Origin of the sequence: Marivivens marinus, assembly GCF_035969385.1 — a bacterium.
Classification (GTDB): domain Bacteria; phylum Pseudomonadota; class Alphaproteobacteria; order Rhodobacterales; family Rhodobacteraceae; genus SELP01.
In genome coordinates, this window is the sequence record NZ_JAYKKJ010000002.1 from 374629 (window position 1) to 399892 (window position 25264).

Here is a 25264-nt window from a genome sequence, read left to right on the forward strand (position 1 = left end):
GGCATGGCATCTTACACGACGCGACAGCGCGATCCGCTACTGGACAGCACCACGCAGGCGGCGCTTGAAAAGCGGGGCCGGGAACTGCTTGGGATCGGTCTGGTGGTTCTGGGCGTGATGGCCGGCATGATGATCGGAACCTATAGCCCGGAGGATCCGAACTGGATGCTGGCCACCGACGCGCCTGTCCAGAACTGGATGGGCCGGGCCGGGGCCTCCATCGCGGCGCCGTTGTTCATGATCGCGGGCTGGGCGACCTGGGGCATTGCCCTGTGCCTTACTGCCTGGGGTGTGCGAATGGTGATGCACAACGGGCAGGACCGGGCCCTTGGCCGGATCATTTTCGCCCCCATCGCCATCGCCGTTGCCGCGGTCTATGCGTCCACGTTGGCACCGGGGCAGGGCTGGACCCATAGCTTTGGTCTGGGCGGGCTGTTCGGGGATACGGCCCTGTCGATTGGTCTGACGATCCTGCCGGTCCCGGCGTCGATTGGGGTCAAGCTGTTCTCGTTGATCGCGGGCGTTTTGACCCTTGTTCTTGCGGCTTTCGTACTTGGGTTTACCCGACCGGAACTGCGGCAGGTGGGCCGTTTCCTGCTGATCGGGCTGATCGTTCTCTATACGCTGGTCTTGCGGGTGCTTGGCAAAGGGGCCTCGGCCTCGATGAAGGCCGCGACCGGGTTGCATGAAACGGTTCAGACGCGGCGGGAACAGGCCCGTGCAGAGCGCGCCCAACTGACCGAGGAATACGAGGCCGAACAGCGGTTTCCAGCCCCGCCGACCGCCGAAGAGCGCAGCCGAGTGGCTGCGGTCATTCGTGCGAACCCTGTTATGCCGACCCATCGTACGGAACCGCAGATGCACCGTGCCATGCCGCCCCTGCCACAGGATGCCGGTTGGGCCGACGAACCACTGGTTGCCCCGGTCAGGGCGCAGCCGGCCCCGACCGGCGGCTTGCGCGGCCTGATGCCGTCGTTGCTGCGCCGCCAACCGGACCCGATGCCCGCGCCGGAACTTGTTGATCCGGGCCTTGCGCCGGACCCGTCGATGCCCGTCGATGGCGACCGCATTCGCAGCCGCATCACCGAGGCCATCCGCGCCCGTCAAACCGCAACGGTGGCGCAGCCGCCGGTCACCCGCACCGAGGCTGGTCTTCGGATCGAACCGTCGCTGACCGCTGGCAAGGGCCCGCGCCCGCTGGTGTTTGCGCCGACCGCGCCGACACCGGTCGAGGCAGACTTCGCGCCGCAGGCTCCGGTTGTCGCGGACGAGGATGATCTGTTGGTGCTGGAAGACGAATGGATGGACGAAATGCCGCCGGTGGACAGCCGCGCGCCCCTGACCGCTGAACCCCTGTTCGACACGCAGGAGCAGGCTCAACCCCGCGTTCAGACCCCGACGGCAGAGCCGCGCAAGGTTGTCCAGCATCAGTTGAACCGCAAGGTCATCCCGTCCAAGCAGGCCCGGGCCGAGGCCCAGCCGAAACTGCAATTCGAAGACCGCCATGCGGACTATGAACATCCGCCTCTGTCGCTTCTGATGAATCCGATTGAAATCCAGCGGCACCACCTGTCCGACGAGGCGCTGGAAGAAAACGCCCGGATGCTGGAAAGCGTTCTGGACGACTATGGCGTCAAGGGCGAGATCGTAAGCGTCCGCCCCGGCCCCGTCGTGACCATGTACGAACTGGAACCGGCGCCGGGCCTGAAGGCAAGCCGCGTGATCGGCCTTGCCGACGATATCGCCCGGTCGATGTCGGCCCTGTCGGCCCGTGTGTCCACTGTGCCCGGCCGGTCGGTGATTGGGATCGAACTGCCCAATGCCGCCCGCGAAAAAGTGGTGCTGCGCGAGATTCTGGCGGCACGGGATTTCGGCGACAGCAACATGAAACTGCCGCTTGCGCTGGGTAAGGATATCGGCGGCGACCCGATTGTCGCCAACCTTGCCAAGATGCCCCACCTGCTGATCGCGGGGACCACGGGCTCGGGCAAGTCGGTTGCGATCAATACGATGATCTTGTCGCTTCTTTACAAGCTGACCCCGGACGAATGCCGGCTGATCATGATCGACCCGAAGATGCTGGAACTGTCGGTCTATGACGGCATCCCGCACCTTCTGTCGCCGGTGGTGACCGACCCGAAAAAGGCGGTCGTCGCCCTGAAATGGGTCGTCGGCGAGATGGAAGAACGCTATCGCAAGATGTCCAAGATGGGCGTGCGCAACATCGAAGGCTACAACGGCCGCGTTGCCGACGCGCTGGGCCGGAACGAGATGTTCAGCCGCACCGTCCAGACCGGGTTTGACGAGGAAACCGGCGATCCGATCTTCGAGACCGAGGAATTCGCGCCCGAGAAGATGCCCTATATCGTCGTCATCGTCGACGAGATGGCCGACCTGATGATGGTCGCGGGCAAAGAGATTGAGGCCTGCATCCAGCGCCTCGCCCAGATGGCGCGGGCGTCCGGTATCCACCTGATCATGGCCACCCAGCGCCCGTCGGTCGACGTGATCACCGGCACGATCAAGGCCAACTTCCCGACCCGGATTTCCTTCCAGGTGACGTCGAAGATCGACAGCCGCACGATCCTTGGAGAACAGGGGGCCGAACAGCTGCTTGGTATGGGCGACATGCTCTATATGGCCGGAGGCGGTCGGATCAGCCGCGTACACGGCCCCTTTGTCAGCGACGAAGAGGTCGAAGAGATCGTCAATTACCTCAAGGGCTTTGGCCCGCCGGAATACATGTCCGGCGTGGTCGACGGACCGGACGAGGAAAAAGGCGCGGATATCGACCTCGTCTTGGGGCTAGGCGGCAATACCGACGGCGAAGATGCGCTGTATGATCAGGCGGTCGCCATCGTGGCCAAGGACCGGAAGTGTTCCACGTCCTACATCCAGCGCAAGCTGGCTATCGGCTATAACAAGGCTGCCCGGCTGGTCGAACAGATGGAAGACGAGGGCGTTGTCAGCGCGGCCAACCACGTTGGCAAACGCGAAGTTCTGGTGCCCGAACAACACTAGCCAGAGTAGGCCATGTCACGATCGGCGACGCGATGAGCGTCGCCGTCACTACTTGTGATTGGGGTGGTGGCTGCTTCTAAGCCGGTTATTCTTGATGGCAATGAAGTTTTGCCAAGGATTCCCCATGCCCCTTCAAATTCGCCGCCCGACCGATACAGACCGGGAAAGCTGGAATGAACTCTACGCCGGTTACGCCGATTTCTATCAAGTGACCCAGACCCAAGACATGCGCGACAAGGTCTGGTCCTGGATTACCGATCCGGCGCATGAGGTTGACGGGCTTGTGGCGGACCTGAATGGAGCCGTTATCGGCCTGACCCATTTCCGGCCCTTCGCTCGGCCGCTTGCTGCGGCGACTGGCGGATTTCTTGACGATCTGTTCGTCGATCCCGCGGCAAGGGGCAGCGGGGCGGCACGGGCGCTGATCGAGGCGGTTTCGGCGGAAGGCAAAGCCCGGGGCTGGTCGGTGATCCGTTGGATCACCGCCGACAATAACTACCGGGCGCGCGGGCTTTATGATCAGCTTGCCGATCGGACTGGCTGGATCACCTATGACATCAAGATTTGAGGCGCAGCTATTCGCTGACGACCGGGTTGTTATCGATTATCGCTTGGGTTCCTGATCTGTAGGGCCCATCTGATAGGCAGGCAATGCCGCGTGTTTCCGGAAGGACCAGATATGAACAAGTTTCGCAGATTTCTTTTGACCGCGCCGATCGTGCTCGCGGCACTTGGGGGGCAGGCACTGGCCCAGTCGATCCCATTGTCGGACCTGTCGGCCTATCTGAATTCGCTTCAGACGGCAGAAGGGCAGTTCACCCAGATCAACGCTGATGGGACAATTTCGACCGGAACGATCTATATCAAGCGGCCCGGACGCATCCGGTTTGAATACGACCCGCCCGAACGGGCGCTGGTGATCGCGGGCGGCGGATCCCTTGCGGTTTTCGATCCAAGGTCCAACACCGGGCCGGATCGCTATCCGCTAAGCGAAACGCCCCTGTCCATCATCCTCGCCCGAGAGGTCAATCTGGACCGCGCCCGGATGGTCGTGGATCACGGGGATGAAGGCAACGCGACCTACGTCGTGGCGCAGGACCCCGACCACCCCGAGTACGGCAATATCAAGCTGGTGTTCACCGGATCGCCTGTTCAGCTGCGACAATGGGTGATCAGTGACAATGCTGGGGGGGAAACGACGGTCATCCTTGGCGACATGCAGGTTGGTGGGCGCATCCGTGACGCCCTGTTCAACATCATTGCCGAAGAACAACGGTGGTCATCCAACTGACCTGACCCTCGAAAAGAAAGGGCGCTGAGGGGCGCCCTTTTTCGTGTCAGATCCGGACACCCCGGCAACTGGCGATCTGCCGTTCATAGACGATCGCACGGGCCGCGACTTCGTCCGCGATACGGATAAGCCAGCTTTTGCCGCGATAGCTGCCGCGCAGGTATCCTGTCCGCCCTTCGTGATAAGCCAGATACTGGCCGCGGGTGTCATTCATGCCCAAACCCGTCTCTTCGACCGTCTGCGCCATGTACCAGCCCATGAAATCGGTCGCGTCGCCGAAATCGTCCCGCCGTGCGCCCATGCCACCGTGCTTGCGGCGGTATTCATCCCACGTGCCATCCAGCGCCTGCGCATAGCCAAAGGCCGAGGATTGGCGACCGACGGGGATAACGCCAAGCGCGTATTGATGCGGGGTCCGGTTATTGGAAATAAATTTGCTTTCCTGATAGATCATGGCCATCAGGACATGGGGTTCGACGCCCCAATTGCGTTCCGCCTGTCGTAGCTCGCGCACATATTCCGGCCGTTCACGCAGGATCGCGCAAGCGTTTTCAAGATCGCGCGGCGCGGACCCTTGACGCTCTCCGCAGCTACCCAAAGCCGCAACAACCATCAGTGCGAGGAAGAATCTGCTCATCTGCCTCTCGCTTTCTTTGTTTGGTCCAAGTCTAGCCGATCCCGCGCAAACAGGAAACTGGGATTTGGTACGATTTTCGGCGGTGATCTGCCGCCAAGGTGGATGTGCCGGGCGGACGGACTGTAAGCCTGTGTTCCACAGACTGTTTCCCGAGAATCAGGGCCGGATTCGTGGACAAACCGGGTGCGGAACAGTTAGGTTGGCTGTGGGGGCTATATTTTGATGCTGAAAACGCGCGCAAAATATCATCTTGGGCAGGTGGTTCGCCACCGCAAACACCCTTTTCGGGGTGTGGTGTTCGATGTTGATGCGATCTTTTCCAATACCGACGAATGGTACGAGGCGATCCCCGAGGACAGCCGCCCGGCCAAAGATCAGCCGTTCTATCATCTTTTGGCCGAAAACGACCAAAGCTACTACGTGGCCTATGTGTCGGAACAAAATCTGATCGCCGATTATTCCGGAGAACCGGTCAGCCATCCTGATCTGGACGATCTGTTTGGCCCCTTCGAAGACGGCCAGTACCCGCTCCATTTCCAACTGAACTAGAGCCTGCCCGGCACGGCATTGGCACGGACCTTGCGCCCGAATGCAACGGCATCCGAGGCAACGATTTGCGATGCTTGCTTGGATGAAGAACCTCGACGCCGCGCAACTGGGTGGGGGCTTAGACTACGCGGCGCCGAGGGAAGCTTTTTGCAGCTACATGCGCAAGATGGCCGGGATTCGGGGCGCACCCGTGGAACAATCTGGGCGTTTTCGGGGCGATTGCACATTCCCGAAGAACGGGCCAATCTGCGCCCAAACGGAGGATCAACCATGCGACCAGTCTATATTTGCGGCAGTGCGCGTACCCCGATGGGCGGGCTTCAGGGGGAGCTTGGTCAGGTGTCTGCCGCCGACCTGGGTGGAACGGCCATTCGCGCCGCCCTGAGCCGCAGCGGCAACCCGCAGGTGGACGAGTTGATCATGGGCTGTGTGCTGCCCGCGGGGCAGGGGCAGGCGCCTGCCCGGCAGGCCGGGTTCAAGGCGGGGTTAGGCGAAAGCGTTCCGGCAACCACCCTGAACAAGATGTGCGGATCGGGGATGAAGGCCGTGATGATGGGCAGTGACCAGATCGCGCTGGGCGGGGCCGAAACCATCGTCGCAGGCGGCATGGAAAGCATGTCGAACGCCCCTTACCTGTTGCCCAAGATGCGCGGCGGGGCCCGTCTGGGTCACGGTCAGGTGATTGACCACATGTTCCTGGACGGGCTGGAAGATGCCTATGATAAGGGCCGGCTGATGGGCACCTTTGCCGAGGATTGCGCCGAACATTTCCAGTTCACCCGCGAGGATCAGGACCAATACGCCATCGGGTCGCTGTCCAACGCGCTCGAGGCGGAGCGGACAGGGGCCTTCAAGGCCGAAATCGCCCCGGTCACCGTCCACTCCCGCACGGGCGAGCAGGTCATTTCGGTTGATGAACAGCCGGGAAAGGCGCGGCCGGAAAAGATCCCAACCTTGCGGCCCGCTTTCCGTGATGGCGGCACCGTCACGGCCGCCAATTCCAGTTCTATCTCCGATGGGGCTGCGGCGCTGGTCCTGTCGTCCGACGCGGGCCATGCCCGCGCCCGTATTCTTGGTCACGCCAGCCATGCGCAGGCGCCGGGCTGGTTCACGACCGCCCCGGTGCCCGCCGCGCGAAAACTGCTGGACCAGATCGGCTGGTCCGTGTCCGATGTGGACCTGTGGGAAGTGAACGAGGCCTTCGCCGTCGTCCCCATGGCCTTCATGCGCGAAATGGGGTTGCCGCGCGATGTGGTGAACGTCAACGGCGGAGCCTGTGCGCTGGGCCACCCGATTGGCGCGTCGGGGGCCCGGATCATCGTCACCTTGCTTCACGCACTTGAAACACGTGGGTTGAAGCGCGGGATCGCCGCGATCTGCATCGGCGGCGGCGAAGGCACGGCCATCGCGATCGAACGGGTCTGAACCGATGCGCATCGACTATGCCGAACGGACCAAGGCGATTGCGGCCCTAGTCGCGGGCGAGACGGACGAGGTCGCGCTGATGGCGACATTGGCCTGTGAATTGTATCACGCCGACGACCGGTTCGACTGGACCGGGTTCTACCGCGTGGTTGCGCCAGAGCTGCTGAAGATCGGGCCCTATCAGGGCGGGCACGGTTGCTTGACGATCCCGTTTTCGCGCGGGGTCTGTGGTGCATGTGCCCGCACCGGAGAGGTGCAGCTGGTCCCGGATGTGGATGCCTTTCCCGGTCACATCGCCTGCGCCTCCTCGACCCGGTCCGAGATCGTTCTGCCGGTTCGGGACGGCAATGGGCGGCTTCTGGCGGTCCTTGATATCGACAGTGACCAGCCCGACGCCTTTGATGTTGCGGACGTTGCCGGGCTGACTGCTATCCTGACAATGGTATTTGGCCGCTGATTCACCGGGCGCGTGAAATTTTGCTTTGATTTTTCATGCAGCCGTGGCAGCGTGAAAAACGAAGCGAATTTTTCACGCGAGTCGCCCGTGCAACATCAGGTGCCACCCAACAGCCGAACGCTCGGGGCCGATATTCGTGCCCTGCGCAAGGCGCGTGGGATCACCTTGCAGGCGCTGGCCGATACGCTGGGTCGGTCCGTCGGCTGGGTCAGTCAGGTGGAACGCGACTTGTCGCAGCCATCGGTTGACGACCTGCGCCGTATCGCCCGCGCCTTCGATGTGCCCATGTCGATCCTGTTTGGCCAATCCAACGCCCCGGCAGAAGAGGCGGGCGTGATCGTGCGCAAGGGCGCGCGCCGTCCGATCGGGTCGGGCGAGGCCGGGTTGATCGAAGAACTTCTGTCCCCCGACCTGACCGACGACTTCGAAATGGTCCATTCGACCTTTGCCCCACGGTCCAGCATTGGCGAGACCGTGACCCGCCCAACGCAAGAGGTGGCCTATATCATCTCGGGCCGGCTTGACGTGGTGATTGATGGGCGCCGCTTTTCCGTGGGTCCGGGCGACAGTTTCCGGATCCGGGGCGAACCGCATCGCTGGGAAAACCCCTATGACGAACCGGCTGTGGCGATCTGGGTGATCGCCCCACCGGTTTATTGAAAAAAGGAACAGCCATGAAGACGGGTTCATGCCTATGCGGATCGGTTTCATTTTCCTTCCCGGACGGGCCGGAGAAGGTCACGGCCTGCCATTGTTCCCAATGCCGTAAGACCAGCGGCCATGTCTGGGCGGCATTTCATGTCCCGCTCGCCCACCTGACATTCAGCCGCGATGGCGGGCTGTCGTGGTTCGAAAGCTCTGACTGGGCGAAGCGCGGGTTCTGCAACACCTGCGGGTCCAGCCTGTTCTACCAGATGAAGGGAGAGGCCACGATCAACATCGCGGCCGGGGCAGTCGATGAACCCACAGGACTGACCCTGACCCGGCACATCTTTGTCGCGGACAAGGGCGACTACTATTCCATCGGCGCGGATGGCGCCGACCAGATCGAGAAATACTAGGGAGACAGAGATGTCAGACTTTCCGACAAAAGCGCGCGTTGTCATCATCGGGGGCGGGGTCGTCGGCACCTCGTCGCTGTATCACCTTGCCAAGGCGGGTTGGACCGACTGTGTCCTGCTGGAAAAGAACGAACTGACAGCGGGGTCGACCTGGCACGCGGCGGGCAACGTGCCGACCTTTTCCACCTCCTGGGCCGTGATGAACATGCAGCGCTATTCGACCGAGCTTTATGCGCGGTTGGGGGCCGAGGTCGATTACCCGATGAACTACCACCAGACCGGATCGATCCGTCTGGCGCATTCAAAGGAACGGATGCAGGAATTCGAACGGGCCAAAGGCATGGGTCTGCAACAAGGCATGAACCTTGAGATCCTGACGCCGGACGAGGTCAAGGAACGCTATCCCTTCATCGAAACCCACGACATTGTCGGCGCCCTCTATGACCCGAATGACGGCGATATCGACCCGGCACAGCTGACACAAGCGCTGGCCAAGGGCGCGCGGGACATGGGCGCGAAAATTCTGCGCTTCTGTCCGGCAACCGGCGTCACCCAAAAGGATGACGACAGCTGGATCGTTCACACGGACAAGGGTGACATCGAATGTGACTATGTGGTCAACGCCGCGGGCTACTATGCCCAACGTGTTGGCGAGTGGTTCAAGCCCTATGGCGGGCGCACCGTGCCGATGATGGTGATGAGCCACCAGTACCTGCTGTCTGAGGAAATCCCCGAGATCGAGGCCCACACCAAGGCGACGGGCAAGAAGCTGCCGCTGCTGCGGGATGTGGACGTGTCCTATTACCTCCGGCAGGAAAAGCACGGGTTCAACCTTGGCCCTTATGAACCCAACTGCCGCGCTCATTGGACCGACGACAGCGATCCGATGCCGGATGACTTCAGTTTCCAACTTTGGAACGACGATCTGGACCGGATCGAGGATATCGTCACCGACGCGATGGAGCGGGTTCCGGCACTGGGCACCGCCGGTTTGTCCCGGGTCATCAACGGCCCGATCCCCTACGCCCCGGACGGGCTGCCCCTGATCGGGCCGATGCCCGGCGTCAAGAACGCGTTCGAGGCCTGCGTCTTTACCTTTGGCATCGCGCAGGGCGGCGGCGCGGGCAAGGTGTTGGCCGAATGGATCGTCGATGGTCACACCGAATGGGATATGTGGTCCTGTGATCCGCGCCGATACACCGATTACACCGACCACGAATACTGTGTGGAAAAGGGGATGGAGGTCTATGGCAACGAATACGCCATGCATTTCCCGTGGCACCGCTGGCCTGCCGCGCCCGACCGGAAACTGTCCCCGGTCCATGACAAGGTCAAGGCGTTGGGCGGCGTGATGGGCGCCTACAACGGGTGGGAACGCGCCAATTGGTTCGCTCAGCCCGGCGACGACACCAGCGAAGCGTCGACCCACACATGGGGCCGGTCCGGTCCGTGGGAACAGCGCATCAAGGAAGAATGCGAGGCGGTGCGCGACCACTGCGGCGTGTTGGACCTGCCGGGCTTTTCCCGGTTCTGGGTGCAGGGCGAAGGTGCAGATGAATGGTTGCGCGGTTTCGTGACCGGCGGCCTGCCCAAGGTCGGGCGGATGAACCTTGTCTATGTGGCCGATGTGCGCGGCCGCATCTTGACCGAACTGTCCTGCATCCGGCTGGAAGAAAACAGCTTTGTCCTGATCACTGCGGCGACCGCCCAATGGCACGATGGCGAATTGATCCGCCGGTCGGTTCCGGCGGGCGTCACCGTGCGCGAAACCACGACCGAACGGGATTGTCTGATCGTCGCGGGCCCGAAATCGCGCGAGATCCTGTCGGGGATCACTGACGCCGATCTGTCGATGGGCTGGCTGACGCATCAACACGCCACCGTGGCGGGCAAGAAGGCCTTTCTGATCCGGGTGTCCTTCACTGGTGAACTGGGTTGGGAAATCCATGCCGAGAACGAAGACATGCCCGCGATCTACGACGCGGTTCTGGCGGGCGGCGCGAAACCCTTTGGCATGTGGGCGCTCAACAGCCTGCGTCTGGAAAAGGGCTATCGCGCATGGAAGGGCGACCTGTCGACCGACTACACCCTGTTCGAAGGGGGGCTGGACCGCTTCGTGAAGCTGGACAAGCCGCAGGACTTCCCGGGCAAGGCCGCCCTGATGAACGAGGCGCAGCAAGGATCGAAAAAGCGGTTCGTGACCCTGGTCGTCGATGCGGGCGATTGCGACGCCCCGTACATGTCCACGCTGTGGCATGACGGGAAGATCGTCGGCGAAACTACGTCCGGTGGTTGGGGCTACCGCGTTGGTGCCTCGGTCGCGCTGGGGATGCTGCGCACCGATCTGGCCGTGCCTGGAACCGAGGTCGAGGTGGAAATCTATGGCGAACGCAGGCGCGCCGTGGTGCAGCCCGACGCGCCCCTGTGGGATCCCGAAAACGAAAGACTGCGGGCCTGACGGCCCCAGCCCCTCCTTCAAACCTGATCAAGAACGGATAACGTCAGATGGCTCTCCCTACGAATGCGCGTGTCGTCATCATCGGCGGTGGTGTGGTTGGCTGCTCGGTCGCCTATCACCTGACCAAGCTTGGCTGGACCGATGTGGTTCTGCTGGAGCGTAAACAGTTGACCAGCGGCACCACGTGGCACGCGGCGGGGCTGATCGGCCAGCTGCGGGCCTCGTCCAACATGACCAAGCTGGCCCGCTATTCCGCCGAACTATACACCGGGCTAGAGGCCGAAACCGGCGTTGCCACCGGGTTCCGTCAGGTTGGCTCGGTGTCGGCGGCACTGACGGGCGAGCGGCTGGAGGAGCTTTACCGCAACGCCGCCATGGCCCGTGCTTTCGGCGTCCCGGTCGAAGAACTGTCCCCGGCCGAGGTCAAGGACCGTTATCCGCATTTGAACATCGACGGGGTGACGGGGGGCGTCTGGCTTCCGACCGATGGACAGGCCGATCCGGCCAATATCGCGCTGGCGCTGGCCAAGGGTGCGCGGATGCGGGGCGCGGTGGTATCCGAACGGAGCAAGGTGACGGGCATCCGTAGGGAAGGCCGCCGGGTGACCGGGGTGGACTGGGTGTCGGACGATGGGTCGGATCAGGGCCATATCACCTGCGACATGATCGTGAACTGCGCCGGAATGTGGGGGCACGAGGTGGGCCGCATGGCCGGGATCAACGTGCCGCTGCACGCCTGCGAACACTTCTACATCGTGTCCGAACCCATCGAAGGGCTGACCCAGATGCCGGTGCTGCGGGTGCCGGATGAATGCGCCTATTACAAGGAAGACGCGGGCAAGATGATGCTGGGCGCGTTCGAACCGAATGCAAAGCCCTGGGGTATGGATGGCATCCCCGACAGTTTTGAATTCGACCAGCTGCCCGAAGATTTCGACCATTTCGAACCGATCCTAGAGGCGGCGGTCAACCGACTGCCGATGCTGGCAGAGGCGGGCATTCACACCTTCTTCAACGGCCCGGAAAGTTTCACGCCCGACGACGCCTATCACCTTGGCCTTGCGCCCGAGATGGACAACGTCTGGGTCGCGGCCGGGTTCAATTCGATCGGCATCCAGTCGGCGGGTGGGGCAGGGCATGCGCTGTCCCTTTGGATGGACAGTGGCGAAAAACCCTTTGATCTGGGCGATGTGGACATCAGCCGGATGCAGCCCTTTCAGGGCAACAAACATTACCTGTTTGAGCGGTCCAAGGAAACACTGGGCCTGCTCTATGCCGATCACTTCCCCTATCGGCAAAAGGCCACGGCACGCGGCGTCCGGCGGACCCCGTTCCACGCGCAACTGGCCGAGAAGGGCGCGGTCTTTGGCGAATTGTCGGGCTGGGAACGCGCAAACTGGTACGCCAATCCGGGGCAAGAGGCCGAGTATCGCTATAGCTGGCGGCGGCAGAACTTCTTTGACAACGTCGCCGCCGAACATGCGGCGATCCGCACCGGGGTGGGGATGTACGATATGTCGTCCTTCGGGAAGTTGCGCGTCGAAGGGCGCGATGCGGAACGGTTCCTGAACCGGATCTGCGGGGCGGATGTCGCCGTTCCGGTAGGCCGGATCGTTTATACCCAGTTCCTGAACTCCACCGCCGGGATCGAGGCGGATGTGACCGTGACCCGCCTGTCGGAAACCGCCTATCTGGTCGTCACCCCCGCCGCGACCCGACAGGCCGATCAGACCTGGATGCAGCGGCACCTGCGGGACGAACATGTCGTCATTACCGATGTGACCGCGGGCGAAGGCGTATTGGCTGTCATGGGCCCGAACGCCCGTGCGGTCCTGCAAGCCGTGTCGCCCAACGATTTCTCGAACGAGGCGAACCCGTTTGGCACCGCGCAGGAGATCGAGTTGGGCATGGGCCTCGCCCGGGTGCACCGCGTGTCCTATGTCGGTGAGTTGGGTTGGGAGATCTACGTCGGCGCAGACATGGCAGGCCACGCGTTTGAAACGCTTTGGCAAGCCGGACAGGACCACGGGCTAAAGCTGTGCGGGATGCATGTGATGGATTGCTGCCGGATCGAAAAGGCGTTCCGCCACTTCGGCCACGACATCACCTGCGAGGACCATGTACTCGAGGCCGGGCTTGGGTTCGCGGTGAAGACCGACAAGCCGGATTTCATCGGCCGCGATGCGGTCCTGGCGAAAAAGGAAAAGGGGCTGGAAAAGCGCCTTGTCCAGTTCCGCCTGACCGACCCTGAACCGCTGCTGTATCACAACGAACCGCTGATCCGGGATGGCGAGATCGTGGGCTATCTGTCGTCGGGGGCCTATGGTCATCATCTGGGCGGGGCGATCGGCATGGGCTATGTGCCCTGCGCCGGCGAAAGCGCGGCGGATGTTCTGGCTTCGACCTATGAGATCGACGTGATGGGCACCCGCGTCCGGGCCGAGGCATCGTTGAAACCGATGTACGACCCGACCGGCGCCCGCACCAAGGCGTGACAAGCCGGGTTGCGGCCCGGGCCGGGCTGTGGTGGTAAGGTGGGTCTTGACCCACCCCCACCGAGGCCCGGAATGAGCAGTGATTACAATCCGCCGACCGACCCGCTGGTTGTTCTGCATGACGACCACGAATTGCTGATCGTGGACAAGCCCGCGGGCCTTCTGTCGGTCCCCGGCAAGGGGGACCATCTGGCCGATTGCCTGTTGTCGCGGGTGCAGGCGGCCTTTCCGCAGGCGCTTTTGGTGCATCGGTTGGACCGGGATACTTCGGGCGTGATGGTCTTTGCCCTGACCCCCCATGCGCAGCGGCACCTTGGCCTGCAGTTTGAAAAACGACAGGCGAAAAAGACCTATGTCGCGCGGGTCTGGGGCGAGATGGCCGAAAAGGAAGGCACGGTGGACCTGCCCCTGATCGTCGATTGGCCGAACCGCCCGCTGCAGCATGTGGACCATGAGAATGGTAAGCCCGCCCATACCGACTGGAAACGGGTCAAGGTCGGGAATGGCGAAAGCCGGGTCCGGTTGTTCCCAAAGACCGGTCGGTCCCATCAGTTGCGAGTGCATATGAAAGAAATCGGTCATCCGATCCTTGGCGACCCATTCTATGCGACCGGCCCCGCCCGGGATTTCCCCCGGATGATGCTGCATTCCGAAACGCTGCAACTTCGGCACCCGGACGGAGGCCAGGGGGTGCGGTTCAAGGCCAAGGTGCCATTCTGAACGAAACCGGGGGCCCAAAGGCCCCCGTTCCTTTTCCGGTTATTCGGCAGAAGGGTCCCAGCCGGAAATCGCCTTGGCCTCCAGGAACTCCTCGATCCCCCAGACGCCGCCTTCGCGGGCGCGGCCGCTGGCCTTGACCCCGCCGAACGGCGATCCCGCGCCGCGGCTCTGGCCGTTCATCTCGACCATGCCGGACCGCAATTGACGGGCCAGACGGTTGCGCCGCGCGCCATCGCTGCTTTGGACATAGTTGGTCAGGCCATAGATCGTGTCGTTGGCGATCTGCACGGCCTCCTCCTCGGTGTCGAAGGGCATGATCGACAGGACCGGGCCAAAGATTTCCTCTTTTTCGAGGGTCATGCCGGGTTTGACATCTGCAAAGACGGTGGGCCGGACGTAGTAACCCTTGTTCATGCCTTCCGGCAGACCCAGACCACCGGCGACAAGCCGTGCGCCTTCGTCGATGCCCTTCTGGATATAGCCCTGGATCTGGTCCCATTGGCGTTTGTTCACGACCGGCCCGATGTGGCGGCCGGATTCAGAGGCCGGGCCGACCTTGGTCGCCTCGGCAACCTCGCGGGCGATCTCGACAGCCTCGTCATAGTAGGAGCGTTCCACCAGCATCCGGGTAGGCGCGTTGCAGGATTGGCCCGAGTTGTTGAAGCAGTGCAGGACGCCCCGCTTGACCGCCTTGGCATCGGCATCGGCAAAGACAAGGTTCGCGCCCTTGCCGCCCAGTTCCAGCGTCACCCGTTTCATCGTTTCCGCCGCCGCCTTGGAAATGGCGCGGCCTGCGCGGGTCGATCCGGTGAACGAGATCATTTCGACATCCGGGTGCGACGACAGTTGCGACCCGACCCCAACTCCGTCACCGTTGACAAGGTTGAAGACCCCGGCAGGCAGGCCCGCGTCGTGGCAGAACTCGGCAAAAAGCAGCGACGACAGCGGCGCTTCTTCCGACGGTTTCAGCACGCAGGGACAGCCCGCCAGAAGCGCCGGAATGACCTTCAGCGTCACCTGGTTCATCGGCCAGTTCCACGGGGTGATCAGGCCGACAACGCCGATCGGTTCCATCGAAATCCGGTCGTTCGGGGCGTGCGGGCCCAGCGGGCGGATCCATTCGATCTGATCGAAGGCGGTCAGGAAGTTTTCAAGGTGCCAGGGCAGGCAGGGGGCCTGACTGTCGCGGGACATGTCGATGGGCGCGCCCATCTCAAGGCTGATCGCCTGCGCCATCTCCTCTTTCCGGGCCTCGTATTGTTCGAGGATCTTTTCGACATAGGCCCGACGGGTCGCTGGCGGCGTCGCGGCCCAAGCGGGGAAGGCGGCCTTTGCGGCGGCAACTGCTGCGTCCGTGTCTGCCTGATCCCCCAGCGAGATGATCGCGCAGACCTCTTCGGTGGAGGGGTCGATCACATCGTGATCGCGGGGGGTGGCCGGGGCGACCCACTGGCCGTTGATATAGAAATCGCGCTTTTCGATCATGGTGCACCTGTCTGAATTTCGGGCCGAGACTGTCAGGGGTGCGACAGTTCCGCAAGGGGCCTAGCGACAGGGGAATGTCGCGAATATATCGGGCCCAACGAAACATTCACGAAGGAGCGCCCCTATGACCCTGCGCATCAACGATACCATCCCGAATCTGACAGTCGAAACCGATCAGGGCACCTTTGACCTGCACAACTGGATCGGCGACAGCTGGGCGATCCTGTTCAGCCACCCCAAGGATTTCACCCCGGTTTGCACCACCGAATTCGGGGCCGTCGCGCAGCTTGCCGACGAATGGGCCAAACGCGACACCAAGGTCATGGGCATTTCCGTCGACAGTGCGGAAGAGCACGTGAAGTGGAAGGCCGATATCGAAGGGTTCGCCGGGGCCAAGGCCGGGTTCCCGATCATCGCCGACACCGATCTTGCCGTGGCCAAGGCGTTCGACATGCTTCCGGCGGAGGCCTATCTGCCCGATGGCCGCACCCCGGCCCATACCGCGACTGTCCGGTCGGTCTTCATCATCTCGCCCGACAAGAAGCTGCAACTGACCATGACCTACCCGATGTCGGTTGGCCGCAACTTTGCCGAAGTGCTGCGCGCGTTGGACGGGTTGCAGCGGACCTGGGGCCAGCCGCTGGCCACGCCTGCCAACTGGACCAGCGTCGATGACGTGATCGTCGCGCTTGCACTGGACGATGCGGCGGCCGAAGCGAAATATGGCGCGCTGGACAAGCGCCTGCCCTACCTGCGGTTCGCAAAGAACCCGGGCTAGGCGACCCGAGAAAAGAAAAAAGGGCCCCGAAACCGGGGCCCTTTCCATTTGCAAAGGAAGCTGCCGGATTACTCGGCTTCTTCCTTCTTGATCTCTTCTCCGGTTTCCTGATCAACGATCTTCATCGACAGGCGGACCTTGCCGCGGTCGTCAAAGCCCAGAAGCTTGACCCAGACTTCCTGACCTTCCTTCAGAACATCCGACGGATGGTTCAGGCGGCGGTTTTCGATCTGGCTGACGTGCACCAGGCCGTCGCGCTTGCCGAAGAAGTTCACGAAGGCGCCGAAATCGACCAGCTTCACGACCTTGCCCTTGTAGATCCCGCCTTCTTCCGGCTCTGCCACGATCGCATAGATCATGTCATAGGCCTTCTGGATGGCTTCGCCGTTCGGGCTGGCGATCTTGATGATGCCGTCGTCGTTGATGTCGACCTTGGCACCGGACACTTCCACGATTTCGCGGATGACCTTGCCACCGGACCCGATCACTTCACGGATCTTGTCGGTCGGGATCTGCATCGTTTCGATGCGCGGGGCGTGGACGCTGAATTCGCCAGCGCCGGACAGGGCCTTGTTCATCTCGCCAAGGATATGCATCCGGCCTTCTTTCGCCTGGGCGAGGGCCTTCTTCATGATCTCGGGCGTGATCCCAGCAACCTTGATGTCCATCTGCAGCGAGGTGATCCCGTTTTCGGTCCCGGCCACTTTGAAGTCCATGTCGCCAAGGTGGTCTTCGTCACCAAGGATGTCGGTTAGAACGGCGTAGGAGCCGTCTTCTTCCAGCACGAGGCCCATGGCCACACCGGCAACCGCGGACTTCAGCGGAACGCCTGCATCCATCATCGACAGCGAGCCACCGCAGACGGACGCCATGGAGGACGACCCGTTCGATTCGGTGATCTCGGACACCAGACGGATGGTGTAGGGGAAGTCGGTCGCGGCGGGGAGAACGGCCTGAAGGGCGCGCCATGCCAGTTTGCCGTGGCCGATTTCACGACGACCGGGCGATCCAACGCGGCCAACTTCGCCAACCGAGTAGGGCGGGAAGTTGTAGTGCAGCAGGAAGTTGGACCGGAAGTTGCCGTGCAGTGCGTCGATGATCTGTTCGTCATCGCCGGTGCCGAGGGTGGTCACGACCAGACCCTGGGTTTCACCACGGGTGAACAGGGCCGACCCGTGGGTCCGGGGCAGAAGGCCAGTTTCGCAGACGATCGGGCGAACGGTGTCCAGCGCGCGGCCGTCAATACGGCGCCCGTGCTTGACAACATCGCCGCGCAGAACCTTCGATTCCAGTTTCTTCAGCGCGGTGCCAAGGTTGGCGTCGGCCAGCTGTTCTTCGGTCAGGGCGTCTTTGATTTCAGCCTTGGCGGCGGCAACGGCAGCAGTGCGTTCCTGCTTGTCGGTGATCGCATAAGCGGCGCGCATCTTCTCTTCGCCAGCGGCGGTCACGGCGGCAAGGATGTCGCTGTAGTCCGGCGGGGTGAAGTCGAAGGGCTCTTTCGCGGCGTCTTCGGCAAGGTCGATGATCAGGTCGATGACCGGCTGGATCTGTTCGTGCGCAAAGGTCACGGCACCCAGCATTTCATCTTCCGTCAACTCGTAGGCTTCGGATTCGACCATCATCACGGCGTCTTTGGTCCCGGCGACAACAAGGTCCAGACGCTGGTCGGGGTTGTTGCGCAGGCCCTGCATGTCATCGACAGTCGGGTTCAGGATGTAGTCGCCATCCTCGTAGCCCACGCGGCAACCGGCGATCGGGCCCATGAAGGGCGCGCCGGAAATCGTCAGCGCGGCCGAAGCGGCGATCATCGCGACGATATCGGGGTCGTTGACAAGGTCGTGGCTCAGCACGGTGCACATCACCAGAACTTCATTCTTGAAGCCTTCGACGAACAGCGGGCGGATCGGACGGTCGATCAGGCGGGCGGTCAGCGTTTCCTTTTCGGTCGGCCGCGCCTCGCGCTTGAAGAAGCCGCCCGGAACTTTACCGGCGGCATAGTATTTTTCCTGGTAGTGGACAGTCAGCGGAAAGAAGTCCTGACCTTCCTTTTGGGTCTTGGCAAAGGTCACGTTGGCCATGACCGAGGTTTCGCCAAGCGTGGCAATGACCGACCCGTCAGCCTGACGGGCAACCTTGCCGGTTTCCAGAGTCAGGGTTTCTTCACCCCACTGGATGGATTTTTTCACTTCGTTGAACATCTAGCGTATCCTGATTGGAGGCACTCCCGAGCCCTCTCGGGTCCTCCGTTTCAATGGCGGCCCCATTGCCGCCGACCCCTCTATCATCTCATGCGCCGGGGTCCCAAGCGTCACGTCTCAGATGGCGGGGCAATACAGGAAAACAAGGGCCTTGGAAAGAAGGGAGTTTTCGCCCCTCAGAGACCGCAATCAGGTGTCGTGTGGATCAGGGTCGGACCATCGGCAGAGAGTGCTTCGGCAATGGCTTTCTGGAAAGCGGCCTTGCTGCGGGGCGCGGCGGAGCGGGCGCCGTAGGCCTCGGCCAGTTTGCAGAAATCCGGGTTGCGCTGGATCACCGCGTTGGGCGCGATCTGTGCGGCAACCATGCTAGCCTCGATCTCTCCCAGCTTGCCGTTGTCCCAAAGGATGATTGGCAGGGTGAGGCCCAGTTCCACCGCGACGCCCAGTTCCTGAAGCGTGTATTGGAACCCGTAGTCGCCGGCGATGGCAATGACGGGCCGGTCCCCGACCCCGATCTTGCCGCCGATGGCCGCGGGCAACGCATAGCCCAGCGTGCCAAAGCCAAAGGGGTGGTGCCACAGCCCCGGCGCGGGCATCGGCCAGACCTCTTTCGCGGCATAGGCAAACTGGGTCATGTCCGAAAAGATCATCGTCTCGGCGGGCAGTGCCTCGCGCAGGGCGTCGGCCACGGGCAGGATGCCGGGGCGCTCGGCCTCGATTTCGGCCCGCCATTTGGCGCGGGTGGCGGCGATGTCAGCGCTGGACCATCCGGTCGCGGGCGCAGCAGGCTGATGCGCAAGCGCGCGGCAGAATTCCACCGCGCCGCAACGGACGCGGGCGTCTTGCGGGCTGGCATTGGCCAGAACCTCGGCGTCGATGTTCACAATCACCGCTTCACAGTCATGGCCCGGGGTGTCGCGCCAGATATCCACCTCGGCCAGATCGGTTCCGATGGCAATCAGCAGGTCCGCCTCGGCCAGAACCCTAGCGCTGTCGGGGCGGGCAAGGAAGGCGCCGAAATGCAGTGGATCATCGGCGTCGATGATCCCCCGCCCGGCATAGGTGGTGAAAGAGGCCGCGCCATACCGGCGAGTCAGTTCTCGCGCCGCCGGGGTCGCGGCTCGGGCACCGCCGCCAAAGATGAACATGGGCTTTTTCGCGGCTGCCAAAAGCTGCGCAACCATCGCCACATCCGCGGCATGCGGTTCGCGCAGATCAAAGGGCTGGGCGAAATGGCGGGCAAAGGTGGGCGCGTCCGCCTCGAGCAGCGGGATCGGAACCGACAGGTGCTTTGGCCGGGCCCGGTCCGTCCCGAACTCCGACAGCGCCCGGTCGATCAGGGCATAGGCGGCCTCGGCTGTTCGCGCCGTTTCGGACCAGTCGCAGACCGTGCGCGCCGCCCCTTCCTGATCCTTCATCTGGTGCAATTGCCCACGTCGGGCCGAGGTTTCCGCAAGACAGGACGAAATGACAAGCAACGGTACGCTATCCGAATAAGCCTGCCCCATCGGGGTCATGATGTTGCACAGCCCCGGCCCGGTGATGACATAGCAGACGCCGGGGCGCCCGGTGGCGCGGGCATAACCATCGGCCATGAACCCGGCCCCCTGTTCGTGGCGGGCCAGAACATGGGTCAGCCCGGCCTCTTCGATGCCGCGATACATTTCCTGATTGTGGACGCCCGGAATGCCAAAGATCACCTCGACCCCCCGATCCTTCAGCATATGGGAAAGTTGCGCGCCAAGCGGTCGTTGCATGGATCAGGCCCTCCAGAACCGGGGTAGAAGCAGAACAAAGACGGACACGATTTCAAGCCGCCCCAAGATCATTCCGCCAATCATCAGCCACTTGGCGGCATGGGGAAAGGTGTTGACCGCGCCCGATGGCCCGACCTCGGGTCCGAAGACCGGGCCGATGTTGAAAATGGATGTCCACGCCCCGGTGACAGCTCCGATGAACGACAAGCCGGTCATGCCCATCAACACGATCAGCACCCCAAAGCTGAGGATGAAGCAGGTGAACAGAAGCATGATGGAATCGAGCACCTCTGTTGACACCACGCGCCCTTCGTATTTGACCGAGACGACCCGGCTGGGGCTGTACATTCGCCGCACCTGCGCGGCGATGGCCCGCAGCATGATCTGGTAGCGGAACACCTTGACCGAACAGCCGGTCGACCCCGAACAAGCTCCGATAGCCCCGACGCAGAACAGGATGGCGAAGGGGAACGGACCCCAGGCCATTACATCCCCATCGCCGTAGCCCGTGCCGGAAAAGATCGACACGACATTGAACAGGGTGCTTCGGAAGGTTTCCTCCGAGAACTCTCCATTGGCGGACAGGCGGTAGACCACGATCAGCGCCACGGCATAGGCGGACCAAACGACGTAGGCCCGGACTTGCCCATCCTGAAACAGGGGTTTTGCCGTGCCGTGGGTCAGTTGCAGCAGCCGGATAAAGGGCACCCCGGCAAGGATCATGAAGACCACGGCCACATATTGCGGCGCGCCGGGGAAGGCCGCGAAGGACGCATCCGTTGTCGAAAACCCGCCCGTTGCGATGGTGGTGAAGGAATGGACGATGGAATCCTGTGCGTTCATTCCGGATGCGAAATAGGCCAGTGCGCAAATGACAGTCAGCGCCACATAGACCCCAAGCAGCCCCTTGGCGATGTCAATCGCACGGGGCAGCGATTTGCCGAAAGTGTCGAACCCCTCGGACTGAAAGAACTGCATCCCCCCAACTTTCATTTCCGGAAGGAAGATCAGGGCGACGATCACGATCCCAAGGCCGCCCAGCCATTGCAGGATCGCCCGCCACAGGTGGATGCCGTAGGAGTGTTCCTCCAGCCCGTGAATCGCTGTGGCGCCGGTGGTCGTCATGCCGGAAACCGCCTCGAACATCGCGTCGACTAGCGCGAGGTCGGTTTCCCCGAAAATGAACGGGAGTGCGCCAAAGGCGGGCAGGGCGATCCAGGCGCCAGTGGTAAGGATAAAGGACAGCCGGACGTTAAAGCCCGATGCGGCCCCATTCGCGCAGGACAGAGCCAGCGCCACACCCGCCATGAAGGTGATGACAGAGGTTTGCAGGAAGGTCTGCCATTCTGGATCGCCTTCGATCAGGTCGAAGACCAGCGGCGCCAGCATGGCCACGCCCATCACGGCCACCAGAAGGCCAATCACATATCCGACAGGGCGAAGGTCCAGCATGGGCGAAGGCTTGGCCGGGGGCGGCGCGGGTGTCAAGCGCGATGGCGGTCCAGACGGTGGTGGAGGAGCGGGATACGCCGCCCGGCAACCGTTTCGGACGCCACGTCGCCAACCCGTTCGGCGCCCATTCGTTCATAAAACGGGGCGGCGAACGGATCGCTTTCAATCCGCAGAAAGGGGGCCCCGGCGGCCCGCGCGGCCTCAAGCGCATCTTGGTAAAGCGCCGCGCCATGACCCTGCCCCAGCGCGTCGGGGTCCACGAACAGCCGTACCAATTCGGCGATACCGCTGCCGAAAGCCACCTGCGATACCGCGACCGGCACGCCATCGACCTCGGCCACGATCACGCGGCTGCCGTCGATGTCATCTTCGGTGACGATCAACTCGGGCAGACAGGCCGCCATAAAGGCCTGATCATAGCCCCAATGCGCCTTGGACCGGATGCACAGCGCCGAAAGGTCGTCCAGATCGTCAACCGTGGCCGGCCGAAGAACCCGCGTCGGATCAGCCAACGTGGAACAGGGTGTTGAACAGCTTCGGGTCAAGGCTTTGCGAGGCAAAGGTCTCGCCCTCGGTCAGAACGCTGACGGCATCGTGGCTATGCAGGCTTTCCTGATGGCTTGCGATCACCCGGAAATCCCCGATGCGCGGGTCTTTCTGAAGCTGTTCAGCAAACAGGCGCGCAGCGTCCTCGACAAAGATCGGGTTCGCTGCATTCAACTCGGCAAAGGCCTGTTCGTCCTCACGCTTGACCATAACCTGTGTTTCGGTCGGCACCGCGGCACGGGCCATGTCAATCAGGTCTTCGAACCAAAGGCACTTGCTGCCCGGTTCCAACGCGACCGAGACGCGCGCCACCGACCGCTGCGAATGGGGGGTCGCCAACTGGCCTCGGAACTGGCGGGCATGTTCGGACAGCTCGAGCGAACAGGGGCAGGTCGAGGAATAGACATAGTCCAGATGCACGATTTCCTTGCGCACCCCGTTCTGTTCCACCAGTTCCAACGCGATGTCGTAGTACTGGAACCCTTCCAGCCCCGACCGCAGCGATTTCACCTTCATCGGGAAGGAGAACCGCATCTGGATACGGGCATCGAAGCTGTCGAGGTCTTCCTTGTAGGCGTCCAGCGCCCGTTCCACGACCGCGAAGGAGAACGTCTCTTCTGCGTATTTGTAGAAGCTGCGCATGATCCGGGACATGTTGATGCCCTTCTTGCCCGCCTCAAGGCTGACGGTGCCAGTGACGCTGGTTTCCAGGGTCAGGTCGCCATTGTCGCGGGTGTGAAACCGGATCGGCAGGCGGAAGTTGGAAATACCAACGTGCTGGATCTGCCGCTTGGCGCCCTTGATCAGGCTTTCTGGCCCGTTCTGAAGGTCGGGCATCGACGCCTTGTAATCCTCGTCGACCACGAAATCTTCGGGGTAGGCGCGGGCAAGGGCCGGATAGTTCGACACTTCCTGTCCGGGGATCAGGCGGCTGACCAGCGGGTCCAGCGTTGCAACCTCTTCGGGGGTCACGCCCCCGGCCCAACGCCGAAGCAGCGCAAGCGCGGTTTCGGCTTCGTCCCGGGTGGGATCCCGGTCGAGGTCAACAGAATGGATATTCATGGCAGCCCCCTTCGGCGGTGCGACAGATGCCACTATATGGCGAACCGACGACAGTTTTCCAACAAAAGCGGAATCTTTACGCCGGAAAGCGCCGTTCGGATCAGTTTGCGGCGTCCAGTGCGCCCTTCAGATCGGCCAGCAGATCGTCCGCGTCCTCAAGGCCGACGCTGAACCGGATCAGGCCCGAGGTGATCCCGAGTGTCACCTTCTGGTCGTCGGACAGGCGCTGGTGGGTTGTCGTAGCCGGATGAGTCGCAATGGATTTCGCGTCACCAAGGTTGTTCGAGATCACGGCGATCTGAAGCGCGTTGAGGAATTTGAACGCCGCGTCCTTGCTGCCCACGTCGAAAGACAAGACCGTGCCGCCCGCGCCCATCTGCGATTGGGTCAGCCCATGCTGCGGGTGCCCCGGCAGGCCGGGATAAAGGACCGAGGTCAGACGACCATCGGCGGCAAGCGCCTCGGCCAGTTTCTGGGCTGTTGCGGCCTGCGCCCGGACCCGCAGATCCATTGTCTCAAGTCCCTTCAGCATCAGCCAGGCCGAAAACGGCGACAGCGCCCCGCCAGTGTGTTTGAGGTAGGGTTCAACTGTCTTGCGGATGAAGTCCTTGGTGCCAAGGATCACACCGCCCAGCGCGCGGCCCTGACCGTCGATATGCTTGGTTGCCGAATAGACGACGACATCGACGCCCAATTCGATCGCGCCGGAGAATACGGGCGTCGCAAAGACGTTGTCGACGATCACTGTCGCCCCGACCGCGTGGGCAAGGTTCGCGACCGCGCGAATGTCGATCACCTCAAGCGTCGGGTTGGACACGCTTTCAAAGAAGACGGCCTTGGTGTCTGGCCGGATTGCGGCCTTCCACTGGTCAAGATCTGTTCCGTCGACAAAGGTCACTTCGACCCCGTAGCGGCCAAGGATTTCTTCGAGGATGTAAAGGCACGAGCCGAACAGCGCTCGGGCCGACACGACATGGTCGCCTGCTTTCAGAAGGGACGTCAGTGCGCCATTGACGGCGGCCATGCCGCTGGCGGTGGCAAAGGCATCTTCGGCGCCTTCCAGTGCGGCAATGCGTTCTTCGAACATGCGCACGGTCGGGTTGCCATAGCGGGCATAGATGAATTCATCCGGCCCAGACTGCAGGAAACGGGCCTCGGCCTGTTCGGCGCTGTCGTAGACGAAGCCCTGTGTCAGGAAGATCGCCTCGCTGACTTCGTTATATTGGCTGCGGCGGGTGCCGCTGTGCACCGCCTTGGTGCGTTTGTTCCATTCTTCCATGTGCCCGGTTCCTTTCGGCCAACAAAAAACCCCGACACCGGCAAAGGTATCGGGGCGGGTGGCCCGTCTCCTCTTTAGCGGCATGTTTAACGTGGCCCGCAATCCGGTACAAATCGCCACATGGGCGAGATACGCCCGGCAGGGGGTTCTGGTCAAGCGTTTGGACGCCGAAGCCCCAAAAAGGAAACGCCCGCCGGGGTGCGGCGGGCGTTCCATCGGAAACCTTGTTTCCCTTAGCGGCGGATGCCGAGGCGCTGGATCAGCGACTGGTAGCGCGCTTCGTCCTTGGCCTTGGTGTAGTCCAGCAGCTTCCGGCGCTGGGCGACCATCATCAGAAGGCCACGGCGGCCGTGGTTGTCCTTCTTGTGGGTCTTGAAGTGTTCGGTCAGCGTGTTGATCCGCGAGGTCAGGATCGCAACCTGGACTTCCGGCGAACCGGTGTCGCCTTCCTTGGTGGCGAATTCCTTGATCAGGCGAGCCTTTTCTTCAGCCGTAATCGACATCGGGGTCTCCTTTCGAAAACAAAGGGTTATGGCACAAGCCGGGATGTCGTCCAGCAGGGCCCGTGGAGGGTATCGTCGCGACGGAATCGC

21 protein-coding genes and 1 riboswitch are annotated in these 25264 nt (G+C 62.4%); of the genes, 12 read left to right on the top strand and 9 right to left on the bottom strand.

Annotated elements, in window-relative coordinates; genetic code table 11:
- The first annotated feature begins 3 nt into the window (after window positions 1-3).
- The 3 genes from U3648_RS04460 (at window position 4) to U3648_RS04470 (ending at window position 4312) form a co-directional block, all read left to right on the top strand.
- The gene (locus tag U3648_RS04460; protein WP_420858035.1) at window positions 4-3021 is read left to right on the top strand and encodes a DNA translocase FtsK; all 3018 of its coding nucleotides are present in this window, start codon (window positions 4-6) and stop codon (window positions 3019-3021) included.
- A 124-nt stretch (window positions 3022-3145) separates the two neighbouring features.
- Window positions 3146-3589, top strand: a complete 444-nt coding sequence (locus U3648_RS04465) for a GNAT family N-acetyltransferase (RefSeq protein WP_420858036.1) — start codon at window positions 3146-3148, stop codon at window positions 3587-3589.
- Between the two features lie 111 nt (window positions 3590-3700).
- Window positions 3701-4312, top strand: coding sequence for a LolA family protein (locus U3648_RS04470; RefSeq protein WP_420858037.1), 612 nt, complete (start codon window positions 3701-3703; stop codon window positions 4310-4312).
- Between the two features lie 46 nt (window positions 4313-4358).
- Here the strand turns inward: U3648_RS04470 and U3648_RS04475 are convergent, their stop codons facing one another.
- Window positions 4359-4949 (bottom strand): transglycosylase SLT domain-containing protein, encoded by a 591-nt coding sequence (locus tag U3648_RS04475; RefSeq protein WP_420858038.1) that lies wholly within the window; start codon window positions 4947-4949, stop codon window positions 4359-4361.
- Window positions 4950-5171: 222 nt separating this feature from the next.
- Here U3648_RS04475 and hspQ point away from each other — a divergent pair, with 222 nt between their 5' ends.
- The 8 genes from hspQ to U3648_RS04515 all read left to right on the top strand — a co-directional run bounded on the left by hspQ (window position 5172) and on the right by U3648_RS04515 (window position 14114).
- Entirely contained in the window at window positions 5172-5498 is a 327-nt protein-coding gene (gene hspQ / locus U3648_RS04480) for a heat shock protein HspQ (protein ID WP_420858039.1), read from the top strand.
- 270 nt (window positions 5499-5768) lie between these two features.
- Window positions 5769-6923, top strand: a complete 1155-nt coding sequence (locus U3648_RS04485) for a thiolase family protein (protein WP_420858040.1) — start codon at window positions 5769-5771, stop codon at window positions 6921-6923.
- Window positions 6924-6927: 4 nt separating this feature from the next.
- Window positions 6928-7380, top strand: a complete 453-nt coding sequence (locus U3648_RS04490; RefSeq protein WP_420858041.1) for a GAF domain-containing protein — start codon at window positions 6928-6930, stop codon at window positions 7378-7380.
- 99 nt (window positions 7381-7479) lie between these two features.
- Window positions 7480-8040 (top strand): helix-turn-helix domain-containing protein, encoded by a 561-nt coding sequence (locus U3648_RS04495; RefSeq protein ID WP_420858042.1) that lies wholly within the window; start codon window positions 7480-7482, stop codon window positions 8038-8040.
- 14 nt (window positions 8041-8054) lie between these two features.
- On the top strand, window positions 8055-8441 hold the full coding sequence (locus U3648_RS04500; RefSeq protein WP_420858043.1) for a GFA family protein: 387 nt from the start codon (window positions 8055-8057) through the stop codon (window positions 8439-8441).
- A 10-nt stretch (window positions 8442-8451) separates the two neighbouring features.
- Window positions 8452-10899 carry a GcvT family protein gene (locus U3648_RS04505; protein WP_420858044.1) on the top strand — a complete coding sequence of 816 codons (2448 nt, stop codon included), beginning with the start codon at window positions 8452-8454 and terminating at the stop codon, window positions 10897-10899.
- Between the two features lie 47 nt (window positions 10900-10946).
- On the top strand, window positions 10947-13394 hold the full coding sequence (locus U3648_RS04510) for a GcvT family protein (RefSeq protein WP_420858045.1): 2448 nt from the start codon (window positions 10947-10949) through the stop codon (window positions 13392-13394).
- 72 nt (window positions 13395-13466) lie between these two features.
- Window positions 13467-14114, top strand: coding sequence for an RluA family pseudouridine synthase (locus tag U3648_RS04515; RefSeq protein WP_420858046.1), 648 nt, complete (start codon window positions 13467-13469; stop codon window positions 14112-14114).
- 39 nt (window positions 14115-14153) lie between these two features.
- Here the strand turns inward: U3648_RS04515 and U3648_RS04520 are convergent, their stop codons facing one another.
- Window positions 14154-15599 (bottom strand): aldehyde dehydrogenase family protein, encoded by a 1446-nt coding sequence (locus U3648_RS04520; protein ID WP_420858047.1) that lies wholly within the window; start codon window positions 15597-15599, stop codon window positions 14154-14156.
- 124 nt (window positions 15600-15723) lie between these two features.
- On the opposite strand from U3648_RS04520, the gene U3648_RS04525 reads away from it, so the two are divergent.
- On the top strand, window positions 15724-16377 hold the full coding sequence (locus U3648_RS04525; protein ID WP_420858048.1) for a redoxin domain-containing protein: 654 nt from the start codon (window positions 15724-15726) through the stop codon (window positions 16375-16377).
- 68 nt (window positions 16378-16445) lie between these two features.
- Here U3648_RS04525 and pnp read toward each other — a convergent pair whose 3' ends face one another.
- From pnp to rpsO, 7 genes are all read right to left on the bottom strand, one after another.
- The gene (gene pnp, locus U3648_RS04530; protein WP_420858049.1) at window positions 16446-18575 is read right to left on the bottom strand and encodes a polyribonucleotide nucleotidyltransferase; all 2130 of its coding nucleotides are present in this window, start codon (window positions 18573-18575) and stop codon (window positions 16446-16448) included.
- Window positions 18576-18751: 176 nt separating this feature from the next.
- Complete coding sequence (locus tag U3648_RS04535; protein WP_420858050.1) at window positions 18752-20332, bottom strand: thiamine pyrophosphate-binding protein; 1581 nt, start codon at window positions 20330-20332, stop codon at window positions 18752-18754.
- A 3-nt stretch (window positions 20333-20335) separates the two neighbouring features.
- Entirely contained in the window at window positions 20336-21784 is a 1449-nt protein-coding gene (locus tag U3648_RS04540; protein ID WP_420858051.1) for a TrkH family potassium uptake protein, read from the bottom strand.
- Window positions 21785-21816: 32 nt separating this feature from the next.
- Entirely contained in the window at window positions 21817-22296 is a 480-nt protein-coding gene (locus U3648_RS04545; protein ID WP_420858052.1) for a GNAT family N-acetyltransferase, read from the bottom strand.
- Entirely contained in the window at window positions 22289-23392 is a 1104-nt protein-coding gene (gene folE2 / locus U3648_RS04550; RefSeq protein ID WP_420858053.1) for a GTP cyclohydrolase FolE2, read from the bottom strand. The genes U3648_RS04545 and folE2 overlap by 8 nt, the downstream gene beginning before the upstream one ends.
- Window positions 23393-23492: 100 nt before the next feature.
- Window positions 23493-24671 (bottom strand): O-succinylhomoserine sulfhydrylase, encoded by a 1179-nt coding sequence (gene metZ, locus U3648_RS04555; RefSeq protein ID WP_420858054.1) that lies wholly within the window; start codon window positions 24669-24671, stop codon window positions 23493-23495.
- Window positions 24672-24724: 53 nt separating this feature from the next.
- Window positions 24725-24801, bottom strand: a riboswitch (SAM riboswitch).
- Between the two features lie 103 nt (window positions 24802-24904).
- Window positions 24905-25174: a 30S ribosomal protein S15 gene (gene rpsO / locus U3648_RS04560; protein WP_420858055.1), complete on the bottom strand. Its 270-nt coding sequence runs from the start codon at window positions 25172-25174 to the stop codon at window positions 24905-24907.
- Between the last annotated feature and the right edge of the window lie 90 nt (window positions 25175-25264).

Bases quoted from the DNA above. Each gene is read 5' to 3' on its own strand.
- U3648_RS04505 (WP_420858044.1), top strand. From the start codon at position 8,452: ATGTCAGACTTTCCGACAAAAGCGCGCGTTGTCATCATCGGGGGCGGG.
- pnp (WP_420858049.1), bottom strand. From the start codon at position 18,575: ATGTTCAACGAAGTGAAAAAATCCATCCAGTGGGGTGAAGAAACCCTG.
- U3648_RS04485 (WP_420858040.1), top strand. From the start codon at position 5,769: ATGCGACCAGTCTATATTTGCGGCAGTGCGCGTACCCCGATGGGCGGG.
- U3648_RS04500 (WP_420858043.1), top strand. From the start codon at position 8,055: ATGAAGACGGGTTCATGCCTATGCGGATCGGTTTCATTTTCCTTCCCG.
- U3648_RS04515 (WP_420858046.1), top strand. From the start codon at position 13,467: ATGAGCAGTGATTACAATCCGCCGACCGACCCGCTGGTTGTTCTGCAT.
- U3648_RS04540 (WP_420858051.1), bottom strand. From the start codon at position 21,784: ATGCTGGACCTTCGCCCTGTCGGATATGTGATTGGCCTTCTGGTGGCC.
- U3648_RS04470 (WP_420858037.1), top strand. From the start codon at position 3,701: ATGAACAAGTTTCGCAGATTTCTTTTGACCGCGCCGATCGTGCTCGCG.
- metZ (WP_420858054.1), bottom strand. From the start codon at position 24,671: ATGGAAGAATGGAACAAACGCACCAAGGCGGTGCACAGCGGCACCCGC.
- U3648_RS04535 (WP_420858050.1), bottom strand. From the start codon at position 20,332: ATGCAACGACCGCTTGGCGCGCAACTTTCCCATATGCTGAAGGATCGG.
- folE2 (WP_420858053.1), bottom strand. From the start codon at position 23,392: ATGAATATCCATTCTGTTGACCTCGACCGGGATCCCACCCGGGACGAA.
- U3648_RS04510 (WP_420858045.1), top strand. From the start codon at position 10,947: ATGGCTCTCCCTACGAATGCGCGTGTCGTCATCATCGGCGGTGGTGTG.
- U3648_RS04520 (WP_420858047.1), bottom strand. From the start codon at position 15,599: ATGATCGAAAAGCGCGATTTCTATATCAACGGCCAGTGGGTCGCCCCG.
- U3648_RS04525 (WP_420858048.1), top strand. From the start codon at position 15,724: ATGACCCTGCGCATCAACGATACCATCCCGAATCTGACAGTCGAAACC.
- rpsO (WP_420858055.1), bottom strand. From the start codon at position 25,174: ATGTCGATTACGGCTGAAGAAAAGGCTCGCCTGATCAAGGAATTCGCC.
- U3648_RS04490 (WP_420858041.1), top strand. From the start codon at position 6,928: ATGCGCATCGACTATGCCGAACGGACCAAGGCGATTGCGGCCCTAGTC.
- U3648_RS04465 (WP_420858036.1), top strand. From the start codon at position 3,146: ATGCCCCTTCAAATTCGCCGCCCGACCGATACAGACCGGGAAAGCTGG.
- hspQ (WP_420858039.1), top strand. From the start codon at position 5,172: ATGCTGAAAACGCGCGCAAAATATCATCTTGGGCAGGTGGTTCGCCAC.
- U3648_RS04475 (WP_420858038.1), bottom strand. From the start codon at position 4,949: ATGAGCAGATTCTTCCTCGCACTGATGGTTGTTGCGGCTTTGGGTAGC.
- U3648_RS04460 (WP_420858035.1), top strand. From the start codon at position 4: ATGGCATCTTACACGACGCGACAGCGCGATCCGCTACTGGACAGCACC.